The sequence below is a fragment of the Devosia lucknowensis genome (assembly GCF_900177655.1).
GTDB lineage: Bacteria > Pseudomonadota > Alphaproteobacteria > Rhizobiales > Devosiaceae > Devosia > Devosia lucknowensis.
The window spans coordinates 2180354-2191052 of the sequence record NZ_FXWK01000001.1 but is presented as its reverse complement, the minus strand read 5'-3'; the positions used below and the strand labels follow the sequence as shown (position 1 = coordinate 2191052).

Here is a 10699-nt window from a genome sequence, read left to right as displayed (position 1 = left end):
AGCCTCATCTTGATGTGATCGCGTAGACCGCCTTCGGAATTCGTGATCACGTCACATTGCAAGGCGCTGTCTGGCCAGTCCTCCGGCCGGGCGGCGTCTCTGCCTTAAGGAGCCGTCCATGTCGTTCGATCGTCGCACCTTTCTGATTTCCGGATCGCTGGCCGCGATGGCTGCGGCCCTCGGCCTCAGCCGGGCGTCGCATGCAGCCGAAGGCGATTTCCCATTCACGCTCACCGATGCGGAATGGCAGAGCAAGCTGTCTCCGGAGGCCTATCGGGTCCTGCGCCACGAAGACACCGAGCGGCCATACAGCTCGCCCCTCAATGACGAGAAGCGCAGCGGCACGTTCCATTGCGCCGGCTGCGATCAGGCGCTGTTCGAATCCGCCACCAAGTTCGACAGCGGCACCGGCTGGCCCAGCTTCTACGATTTCATCCCGGGCGCCATCGGCACCATGGAAGACAATTCGCTCTGGATGAGCCGCATCGAGGTTCATTGTTCCAACTGCGGTGGCCACCAGGGCCATGTCTTCGACGATGGCCCGGCGCCGACCGGGTTGCGCTATTGCATCAACGGACTTGCACTGACCTTCCAGCCTGCCGCTTGATCCAGGGCCTGACGCTCCCTAAATCACAGTCGAACTGTTTGGGGTGCGTCATGCTTCGCGTCAGCGTCGAAAAATACAGAGATGGCCGCCAGGAATCCGGTTTCTGGGTTCCTGTGCCGGTGGTGAAATGGGCTGCAGGTGTCTTGCCGGAGGCGGCCAAGCGCGGTCTTCTCAAATCCGGCATCTATCTCGACGAGATGGTCAATGCGACCGAGGCCGAGACCCCGTTCGCCCGCTGGATCGAGGTCGAGGAAAAGGGCGTCCGAAAATCCATCAAGTTCACCGTGACCAGCTGATAGAGCGAGGGCTGGTCTGCATGGCGCGCTGTTGCCCGTTGCCCCTGGCCTCGGCTAGAAGCGGGGCAGCGAAAGAGTTGCCATGAAGATCACCCTTATCGAAGTCGGCCGCGTGCCCGATGCCCTGCAGGACCGGTTCTCGCCCTATCGCGATATGTTCGGACGCATGTTTGCGTCGTCCGGTCGCGATTTCGAGCTCGACGTCATCGACGTGCTCGGCGGGCAGGCATTGCCCGATCCCGCTGGCCTCGAAGCCATTGCGATCACCGGCTCGTCGGCGGGCGTCTACGAGGACCATGCCTGGCTTCCGCCGCTGCGCAGCTTCATCCGCGATGCCTATGCTGCCGCAACGCCGATGGTCGGCATCTGCTTTGGTCACCAGGTCATGGCCGATGCCCTTGGCGGCGATGTCCGCAAGTCCGAAAAGGGGTGGGGCCTCGGACGGCACACTTACGACGTGGTGTCCCGGCCGGCGTTTCTGGCCGACATACCAGCCAGCGTGAACGTGGTCTGCTCCCATCAGGATCAGGTGATCACCCCGCCTGCGGAGGCAGATGTCATTCTTGCCTCCGAATTCACGCCCAATGCGGGACTGTACTACCGCAACGGCGCAGCGTTGAGCTTCCAGCCGCATCCGGAATTTCTCGACGATTACGGCAGCGCCCTGATCGAGCTGCGCAAGGGCCGGGCCGGCGACGACGTGCTCGAGACGGCCAGACAGACGATGTCCAAGCCGTCGGATAGTGACCTCCTGGTCAAATCAATCGCCGCCTTCTTCCTGGATGGCGATCGCGGACCTGGATCAGGGCGTTAGGCCGGGCTCAGCTCTCGAGCAAGAGGGCGATTTCCGTTCGCAGCTGGGTCAGGCCCTCGCCCTTTTCACTCGATGTCAGAATGACGTCGGGATGCGCAGCCGGGCGCTTGGCGATGGATGCCACCGTCCGGGCGATGTTGGTCTCGAGTTCCCTGGCGGAGGGCTTGTCGATCTTGGTGAGCACGACCTGGTAGCTGACGGCCGCGCGGTCGAGTTCGTTCATCACCGACAGGTCATTGTCCTTGGGGCCGTGGCGGCTGTCCACCAGCACGTAGACCCGGCGCAAGGTGGCGCGGCCCGTCAGGTATTGATGGATCAACGCGGTCCAGGCCTTCACCTTCGGCTCGGGCGCCTTGGCATAGCCATAGCCGGGCATGTCGACGATACGCAGGTTTTCACTCTGGCTCTCGAAGATGTTGAGTTCCTGCGTTCGCCCGGGCGTGTTGGACGTCCGCGCGAGACCTGACGTGCCGCACAAGGCGTTGATAAGGCTCGACTTGCCGACATTGGAGCGGCCGGCAAAAGCGATCTCCACGCGATCCATTGGCGGGAGGTCGGCGAGGCGGACGCAGCCTTTGATGAACAGGAAAGGGCGGGCAAACAGCAATCGGCCGCGCTCGAGGATGTGGGGCGAGTAGTCGGGCTGCGTCATTCGGGAACCCTCAAAATGAGAGGCCCACCGGATGACCGGCGGGCCCAGATAAGTCGTGCCGCTGTCAAAATCAGCTTTCGCTGGTTCCGGCCGTCTTGGGCTTGCGACGGAAGCTGCTGACGATGTTGCCGAGCAGGTTCACCTCGACGCCGTGGCGCTTCATGATGAACCACTGCTGGGCGATCGACAGCGTGTTGTTCCAGGCCCAGTAGATCACCAGACCAGCCGGGAAGGTCCCGAGCATGAAGGTGAAGATGACCGGCATCCAGTTGAAGATCATCGCCTGGGTCGGATCCGGCGGCGGCGGGTTGAGGCGCATCTGCACCCACATGGTGATGCCCATTATGACAGGCCAGATACCGAGGTGAAGGAAGGATCCGATGATGGGGAGGGCCATCGGGTTCCACGGGATCAGACCGAACAGCGTGAAGATGTTGGTCGGATCGGGCGCCGCCAGATCCTGGATCCAGCCGAAGAACGGTGCATGGCGCATCTCGAGCGAGATAAAAATCACGGTGTAGAGCGCGAAGAAGACCGGGATCTGGATGAGGATCGGCCAGCATCCGGAAAGCGGGTTGATCTTCTCTTTCTTGTAGAGCTCCATCATCGCCTGCTGCTGGGCAGGACGGTCGTCCTTGAGACGCTCCTGGATAGCCTTCATCTCGGGCTGCACGCGGCGCATGGCGGCCATGGAGGCATAGGAGCGGTTGGCCAGCGGGAAGAAGATGGCCTTGACGATAACGGTCACGGCGAGAACTGCGAGGCCGAAATTGCCGAGGATGCCGTAGAGCGTGACCAGCAGCCAGTGCATCGGCTTGGTCAGGAAGTGGAACCAGCCCCAGTCGATCAGCAGTTCCAGGCGATCGAAGCCGTAGGTCTCCTGATAGCCGGTGATGATGCGGTCTTCCTTGGCGCCAGCGAAGACGTAGGCTTCGTGACTGACAGTGGCTCCAGCCGGCACCATGACCGGCTGGGTCTCGACGTAATTTGTCTGGAAGACGTTGTTGCCGTTGACCTGGTTGTAGGCAAAGCGTGCATTGATGGACGTGCCTGCCTTGGGCAGCACTGCGGTAGCCCAATATTTGTCGGCGATGCCGAGCCAGCCGGTCGTCGAAGACCAGTCGACCTGACGCTCGTTCTGCAGGTCGCCGTACTTGCGCGATACATAGTTGTTCGATCCCAGCACGCCGATCGGGCCTTCGTGCTGGATGAAGAAGTTCTGCACCTTGGGGTTGCCGTGGCGGACGACACGCGAATAGGGGAACAGGGCAACGTCGCCAGTGCCGGTGTTCTCGACCGTCTGGGTGATGGTGAAGAGGTAGTAGTCGTCGACCGCAAAGGTGCGGCGGAAGACGAGACCGGCCCCATTGTCGTAGCGCAACGTCACCGGTGTCTGTGCCGTCAGGGTGCTGTTGTCGCCATCAACGGTCCAGATCGACTGGCCATCGGGAACTGCGACCGACGTGCCTGCAGCTGCAGCCCAACCCTGTTCGACATAGTAGGCGTCCTGAAGACCCGCGGGCTTGAGCAGCGCAATGATCGGGGAGCTTGGGTCCGTCGTTTCGCGATACTGCTTGAGCTGAAGGTCGTCGATGCGGGCGCCGGTGAGGTTGATCGAACCTTCGAGATCGGCGGTCGAGATATCGACGCGGCTGGTTGCCGCAATGGCGCTGTCGCGATCGGCGAACACCTGCGGCGCATCCGCGGCCGGCGCTGCTGCAGTGCCGTCGGCACTGGTGGCAGGAACGGCAACCTGCTGCGTCTCGGCCTGCTGTGCGGCACGGATCTCGGCCTGGCGCTGCGCTTGCTGGAGCTGCGGGCCGGCAATGAAGAACTGCCAGCCGAACAGCACGATCATGCTGAGCACGACGGCGAGGATCACATTGCGATTGTCAGATTTCATTGTCTCGGGTTCCGTTGGCCGCGGCCGGTAGAATTTCGATTGTCGCCTGACCGGGTGTCATGCACGCGAGCGATGAGGCCGGTCAGATCAGCGACCATCTTTTCGAAGGGTTGGCTGAGAGCTTCGCGCCGCGCCAAGAGGACATAGTCATGTCCGGGCACAAAGTCACGCGCGCAAGCTGCCGCAGCAGCCCGGAGCCGCCGTTTCATGCGGTTGCGCTCTGGGGAATTCCCAACTTTCTTGGTCACGGTAAAACCCACGCCGGCTTCGCTATCCGGGCTGGGGATGACCTGCAGTCCAAACGCAGAGCGCCCGGCGCGATTGCCCCGGGCAGCCCTCAAAAACTGTGAACGCCGCTTGAGACGACGAATCGGAGCGTCTGGCGAAGAGACATCGGCCGTCATCCGGCCAACAATCCCTTAGGCCGAAAGCTTCTTGCGGCCGAGCGCGCGGCGGCGGTTCAGAATGATACGACCGTCCTTGGTGGCCATACGGGCACGGAAACCGTGACGACGGGCACGCACGAGCTTGGAGGGCTGGTATGTACGCTTCATGACATCAGACCGCGCTGTCGCACGGTTCCTCTCGTTTGGTGCTGCTTGAAAGCAGAAATAGTTGTGACGGCTGACAGATGCACCGTCTTCCGGGTTGGTGGCGTCTATAGGGAAAAGAGTCTCGCAAGTCAACGCGCCTTGGCGGCTCGAACACGCCTTGCGCACCAGTTGTCAAGCTCCGCATTCCCTCGCATAAGGAACAGCATTCATTCAAGCCTCAGGCGGACATGGCTGAGATTTCACGACCCGAGCTGTGCGTCGTCGGCGCTGGCGCTCTCGGACTGGCTCTGGCGCAATATGCGCGCAGGCTCGGCGCCGAGGTGACGCTGGTGGACCGCGGCTTTGAAGAACCCGGCGATGCGCCACAGCGCGATCTGGTCGTCGCCTCCATAATAGAGAGCGCAAGGCGTGCGCATGCGATCCGGACCGCCGGGGCCGTTGGGGTGTCGGCCGCGGCTCCCAAGATCAGTATCAAGGCGGTACTCGAGCGTGCGCAGCAGGTCGCCGAGGATCAGGCCGTGCTCGACGGTGTCGATCGACTGAAGGGCCTCGGTATCTCAGTGTTTGCAGGTGCTGCTCACTTTGTCGACGCGGCGACGCTGGCCGTGGGTGACGTGCTCGTCAAGCCACAGGCAACCGTGCTCGCGTTGGGAGAAACGAGCCTTATCCCCGCCGTGGCCGGACTTGAGGAAGCCGGATTTTTCACGCTCGATACCCTTATAGACAACACGCGAAAGCTCACGCATCTCCTCGTGATCGGCAACGATCCGGAAGGTCTGGCGCTGGCCCAGGCATATCGGCGGCTGGGGTCCGAGGTTACGGTGGTGCCGCAAGGGCAGGCACTGGCTGGCTTCGATGCCGAGGCCGCTGCCATATGGTCGCATTTTCTTCGCGAGGACGGTGTGAGCCTGCTTGATGGTGCCAGCGTCAGCGCCATCCAGCCGCGATCGCAGGGGATCGGTGCGACCGTCGCTCTTGCCGATGGTAGCGAGCTCACGCTCGATCTTTCCCACATCCTGGTCGCCAATGGTCAGGCCGCAGAATTGGCGGACCTGAATCTCGATGCTGGCAACATACGGGCTCTCAAAGGGCAGGGCGGCCTCTACGCGTCCGGGGACCTGGGACAGACAAGCAATCGCAAGGTCAGGGTCGTTGGCGCGGCGGCCGGCCTCAACCAGTGGCAACATGCTCTCGCTCATGGGCGAGCCGTGGTCGACGCTGTGGTGATCGGATCGAACCAGAATCGATCTGGAGCACAGCCTCGGATCGTGCCGACGTCTCCCGCCCTCGTGCAAATCGGGCAGCATGTCTCAGGCGATCTGCCTGCGGGATACTCGATCCTGCGGGCCAATCTGGCCGAAAACGCCCAGATCCGTAGTCAGGGCGAAAGTGGTGGGCTGATCAAGGTCATCCTCAATCCCAAAGGGCGCATTGCCGGTGCGAGCCTTGTCGGAAGCGGTGCACAGGATCTGGCTGGCGTCCTCTCGCTGGCGATGGATCAGGGGCTGCCGTTCGAGGCGTTGGCGGGGATGCCGCTGCCGCGCCCCAGTCTCTTGTCCAGCCTTGTCACGCTTTCGGAAAACCGATCGGCGCCTCAAGTCGTTGCTTCAGCAAGAAAGCGCTCCAGCGCCGTGATGCGGATGCTGCGACGTTAGTGTCGGCCTAAACTGCTGACGCCGGACAGCGAACGGCTTAGGATCGTCTCGATGAAAGACCAGCCCAGCGTCATGACCGGTCGATTTTCTGGCCTCTCGAGCAAACTGATCGCCACGATCATCGGGGTGATCCTGCTTGTGGAGATCGTCGTCTATCTGCCATCGCTGGCGAGCTTTCGAGCCACATGGCTCGAAGACCGTCTGCGGGTCGGTATCGTGGCTGCGCGGGTTCTCGATGCCGTTCCCGACGTGATGGCACTGCCGCGCAACCTCACCGATCGATTGCTCAACTCCGCCGGCGCCCATGCCATCGTCTATCGGCGCGAGGGACAAAGCCAGCTGATCGAGTTGACCGATCCGATCATCCCGGATGTCGTCGTTACCGCCGACCTGCGGCTAAGGGATTTGCCGACACAGGTCCTTGGCGCTCTCGACACGTTGTTCGCCGGGCCGGGGCGTACCTTGCGCGTCGTGGGAGCCGGCGACACCGACGAGAGCCTCGTCGAGCTCCTGATGCCCGAAACTCCGCTGCGGCGCGACATGCTGGACTATTCCCGATCCATTGCCCTGGTTTCCCTTGGGATCGCGGCGGTCACCGCGTTCGTGCTCTACGTTCTCGTCAGTCGCCTGTTCATCGATCCCGTGCTGCGCATGACCAACAACATGCTGGCCTTCAGAAAGGCGCCGGAGAATGGCTCGCTGATTCTCACGCCCACGAGACGGCGGGACGAGATCGGCATTCTGGAGCGCGAGCTGGCGGACATGGAGAGCGACCTTTTTTCCATGCTGCGCCAGCGTCGTCACCTGGCCGATCTCGGCCTTGCGGTGGCGAAGATCAATCACGACCTGCGCAATACGCTGACTTCGGCGCAATTGTTGTCGGACCAGGTGGCAACCCTCGATGACCCCAAGGTGCAGCGACTTGCGCCCCGGCTGGTCAACACGCTCGACAGGGCGACGGGGTTCGTACAGTCCGTGCTCGACTACGGGCGGGAAACGACGACCGTGCCGCAATTCAGCAGTGTCGGCCTATACGATCTCGTGGAAGATGCGGCATTCGAGGCGCGGGTCGCTGGGCACCCCCTGGTGACATTCCAGAACGACATCGACCCGGAGCTTTTTGTCGACATCGACCCGGGACAGATGGGCCGGGTTCTGGTCAACCTGATCAAGAATGCCCGCGAGGCGCTCGAGGCCGCCCAGACCGAACAGGCTATCATTGCCGTCGAAACGCGGGTGGGTGACGGTAAACTCATCATCTCCGTGCGAGACAACGGACCTGGTCTCGCACCACGCGCAAGAGCCAAACTTTTCGTGGCGTTCGAAGGCTCGGCGCGGTCGGGGGGAACTGGGTTGGGTCTCGCCATCGCCCGGGAAATCGTCGAGGCGCATGGGGGAACCCTGACCCTCGCCGAAACAGGTTCCGGGACCCAGTTCGACATCGCGCTCCCATGGCGCGGGCCTCTCGACTGATCGTTCCACAAAAATCGCCACGACCCGCTTGCATTGCCCAATATGCCCATGTATGGGTTGCCCCGCTTCGATCGGAAGCGCCAAGACGCACCGATCAAATGAAGTTCGCCGCTTGGTCGGCATGCGCGCCCGTAGCTCAGCTGGATAGAGCACCAGACTACGAATCTGGGGGTCAGGAGTTCGAATCTCTTCGGGCGCGCCATTCTTTCACACACACAGTTCTGCATTCTGCTGTCGAGGCGCGACGGATGTGGATGACCCCTGTCGTCATTGTGTTGCGCAAGTCGGGTACGCTTGGATTTTATCCTCGTGAGAACCGACCGTGCTCAGATTTTCTTCGCTCCTCGCCTTTCCATTTTTCATCCTTGCGACAATCGACGTTGGTGCAGAGTCTCATGCCCATGGTGAGCATGTCGCCAGCATTGGCGAACTCGTCGTGCTGCATGCCTGGACGATGCCAGCGCGGGCCGGCGAGGATGCTGTTGTGTTCTTCGAAGTGGAGAACGGCGGCGAGGCGGTTCTGCTCCGGGGCGGAGAGTCGGAGGCTGCCGCGACTGTGGACGTTGTTGGAGCATCGATGGCCGCTGATGGCACGCGCTCGTACCAGCCTGTCGGGGCTTATTCGATCCCTGGCGGCACAATGGCATTCGATCCAGGAGGGCTCGGACTGCGCCTTAACGACCTCCACTTCGATTTGGTGGAAGGGCAGGAGGTGCACCTTCACCTGCTGCTTGGCAGTGGCGAACTCGAGATGAGTGTCGAGGTGCAACCCGCCGGAGCCACTGCGCACAGCCATGCGGGTCACAGCCACTGAGAGGATTCAGCGTAGCGCTTCGACCACGGGCCGGCGATAGATTATCATCGCCGGCACCAGTGCAAGAACCAGCCCGATGCCCACTATCGTGCTGACCAGCGAAAGTTCGCGCGCACCGATTTCGGCGCGCATCGACACGCCGGTGGATTGGGCGATGAAGTCGGACACGACAGCTGCCAGACCCCAACCAAAACAGAGCCCGACAAGAGCACCGCCCAGCACGATGGTGGCGACGTAAACCCACACAGTGGCGCAGATAAAGATCGGCGAGGCGCCAAGGGCGCGCAGCACGGCAAAGCGCTGACGCTGCAGGTCGAGAATGGCGACCACACCCGCCAGGATTGCGGCTACCACCAGACCTTGAGCCGCCAGGGTCAGGGCCCCCATGATCGCGGTTGCATTGCCGAGCAGGCCATAGAGTTCCACCAGAACTTCGGCTGGAAAGAACGCAGTGGATTGCGGTGTGCGGTAAGCGTTGCGCAGGCCATAGGCAGCCGCCACGTCGGTGGGCTTGACCACCACGGCCGGTACGCCGGGCAGTGCCTCCTGATCGAAAGGAGGGCCGATATGGGTGTCGTCGGGGCGGTGTCCGGTGCCCAGGCCGTGAGCCACCCAATTGTACTCGATCGGGACGACGATTGCCCGATCCCACGGCGTGCCGGTTGGCTGCATGCGCCCCACCACGACAATCGTGGGGTGGTCGTCCTCCCCCGGAACGGCCTCGCCGGCCTCGATGGCGTCCGCTGCGACATCCGCGTCGGCACCGCCACCTGCACCATGTGAATGGGAGACTTCCAGTCTGTCGCCGATGGCATGTGGAGACAAGGCGCCGACGACCGTTTCGTCCACCTTTTCGAAGAGGCGGCCGTCCGCCAGTCCACCGGAGAGATGATCGACAAAAGCCGCTGTCGTGCCGACAACCGCCGCGCCCTCGATATGATCGCCGAACCCGATGGGAGCGACGATCTCTGCCTCTTGGTCGTCCAGCAGCAACGCCGTGATGGCAGGGTCGAGGAGTTCAACGGCGGTGGCGTCGAGATACACGGTCGAAAACAGGACGTCGTTGTGGCTGCCAGGCGCGGCGACGATCAGGTCGAACTTGTCTGCGGCGCGGGCGCTGCCAGTGCGAAGAGCGCGTTCCTGAGCGGAAATGGCGATACCAAGGGCCACGGCAAGCGCGACAATGGTTGCAAAGAGGATGGCCGTAAAACTGTTGCGGCGGAGCGACGCCCAAGCGAGAGGGAAGGGGTTCATGTTCGGCTCCTGGCAATCGAGACGGTATGGCCATGATCGAGCATGACCAGCAGGTGGGCGGCAGACTTGACCGCAGGATCGTGGGTGGCGGCGACTACGGTCCGGCCATCTTCTTGGGCGAGCTGACGAAGCACGTCGATCACCGCTTCCCCCGATGCGGCATCAAGACTGGCGGTTGGCTCATCCGCAAAGATGACCTGTGGGTCCGTGATGAGGGCGCGCGCAATGGCGACGCGTTGTTGCTGGCCCCGCGAAAGAAGGGCGACCTGCGCACGGCGGGACGGAACAGCAAGGCGGTCGAGTAGTTGTAGCGCCCGCTGGCGCGCAGACGCGGCCGAGAACCTGTCGAACCACAGCGGCACCAGCACATTGTCGAGCGGACTGAGCTCTTCGATGAGGTGAAAACTCTGGAAGATGAAGCCGGCATGTCGGCGGCGCCAGCGATCGCGGTGCCTCTCGCCCAAAGCGGCTATGTTTTCACCGGCCCAGAAGAACGCGCCGGAATCAGGCCGAAGCAAGCCGGAGAGAAGATAGAGCAGGCTTGATTTTCCCGATCCCGAAGGCCCGACAAGGGCGACAAGCGTTCCGGGCTCGACCGCGAGTTCAGGGAGTTCTACGGCGGTTTCACCCGCGTAGGAAAGGCGCAGGCCGGAAGCGGCAAGTGGTAGTCCCGGCAT

At 62.5% G+C, this 10699-nt stretch carries 12 protein-coding genes and 1 tRNA gene; 7 read left to right on the top strand and 6 right to left on the bottom strand.

Going from position 1 to position 10699, the window contains the following annotated elements:
* Window positions 1-118 precede the first annotated feature (118 nt).
* From msrB to CCK88_RS10785, 3 genes are all read left to right on the top strand, one after another.
* On the top strand, window positions 119-607 hold the full coding sequence (gene msrB / locus CCK88_RS10795) for a peptide-methionine (R)-S-oxide reductase MsrB (protein WP_086470430.1): 489 nt from the start codon (window positions 119-121) through the stop codon (window positions 605-607).
* A gap of 50 nt (window positions 608-657) precedes the next feature.
* Complete coding sequence (locus CCK88_RS10790) at window positions 658-903, top strand: hypothetical protein (RefSeq protein WP_086470429.1); 246 nt, start codon at window positions 658-660, stop codon at window positions 901-903.
* Between the two features lie 82 nt (window positions 904-985).
* Complete coding sequence (locus CCK88_RS10785) at window positions 986-1717, top strand: type 1 glutamine amidotransferase (protein ID WP_086470428.1); 732 nt, start codon at window positions 986-988, stop codon at window positions 1715-1717.
* 7 nt (window positions 1718-1724) lie between these two features.
* Here the strand turns inward: CCK88_RS10785 and yihA are convergent, their stop codons facing one another.
* From yihA to rpmH, 4 genes are all read right to left on the bottom strand, one after another.
* Window positions 1725-2369: a ribosome biogenesis GTP-binding protein YihA/YsxC gene (gene yihA, locus CCK88_RS10780; protein WP_086470427.1), complete on the bottom strand. Its 645-nt coding sequence runs from the start codon at window positions 2367-2369 to the stop codon at window positions 1725-1727.
* A 70-nt stretch (window positions 2370-2439) separates the two neighbouring features.
* On the bottom strand, window positions 2440-4272 hold the full coding sequence (gene yidC / locus CCK88_RS10775) for a membrane protein insertase YidC (RefSeq protein ID WP_086470426.1): 1833 nt from the start codon (window positions 4270-4272) through the stop codon (window positions 2440-2442).
* Window positions 4269-4676 carry a ribonuclease P protein component gene (gene rnpA / locus CCK88_RS10770; RefSeq protein ID WP_086470425.1) on the bottom strand — a complete coding sequence of 136 codons (408 nt, stop codon included), beginning with the start codon at window positions 4674-4676 and terminating at the stop codon, window positions 4269-4271. The genes yidC and rnpA overlap by 4 nt, the downstream gene beginning before the upstream one ends.
* 15 nt (window positions 4677-4691) lie before the next feature.
* Window positions 4692-4826, bottom strand: a complete 135-nt coding sequence (gene rpmH, locus CCK88_RS10765; RefSeq protein WP_086470424.1) for a 50S ribosomal protein L34 — start codon at window positions 4824-4826, stop codon at window positions 4692-4694.
* 227 nt (window positions 4827-5053) lie between these two features.
* Between rpmH and CCK88_RS10760 the strand changes: the two genes are divergently transcribed.
* From CCK88_RS10760 to CCK88_RS10745, 4 genes are all read left to right on the top strand, one after another.
* Complete coding sequence (locus tag CCK88_RS10760) at window positions 5054-6481, top strand: FAD-dependent oxidoreductase (RefSeq protein WP_086470423.1); 1428 nt, start codon at window positions 5054-5056, stop codon at window positions 6479-6481.
* A gap of 51 nt (window positions 6482-6532) precedes the next feature.
* Window positions 6533-7954 carry a sensor histidine kinase gene (locus CCK88_RS10755; protein WP_086470422.1) on the top strand — a complete coding sequence of 474 codons (1422 nt, stop codon included), beginning with the start codon at window positions 6533-6535 and terminating at the stop codon, window positions 7952-7954.
* Window positions 7955-8079: 125 nt separating this feature from the next.
* Window positions 8080-8156 (top strand) — tRNA-Arg (locus tag CCK88_RS10750).
* Between the two features lie 120 nt (window positions 8157-8276).
* Complete coding sequence (locus CCK88_RS10745; RefSeq protein ID WP_086470421.1) at window positions 8277-8768, top strand: copper chaperone PCu(A)C; 492 nt, start codon at window positions 8277-8279, stop codon at window positions 8766-8768.
* A 6-nt stretch (window positions 8769-8774) separates the two neighbouring features.
* Here CCK88_RS10745 and CCK88_RS10740 read toward each other — a convergent pair whose 3' ends face one another.
* Both CCK88_RS10740 and CCK88_RS10735 read right to left on the bottom strand, forming a co-directional pair.
* Window positions 8775-10022 (bottom strand): FtsX-like permease family protein, encoded by a 1248-nt coding sequence (locus CCK88_RS10740; protein ID WP_086470420.1) that lies wholly within the window; start codon window positions 10020-10022, stop codon window positions 8775-8777.
* Entirely contained in the window at window positions 10019-10699 is a 681-nt protein-coding gene (locus CCK88_RS10735) for an ABC transporter ATP-binding protein (protein WP_086470419.1), read from the bottom strand. Before CCK88_RS10735 ends, CCK88_RS10740 begins: the two co-directional genes overlap by 4 nt.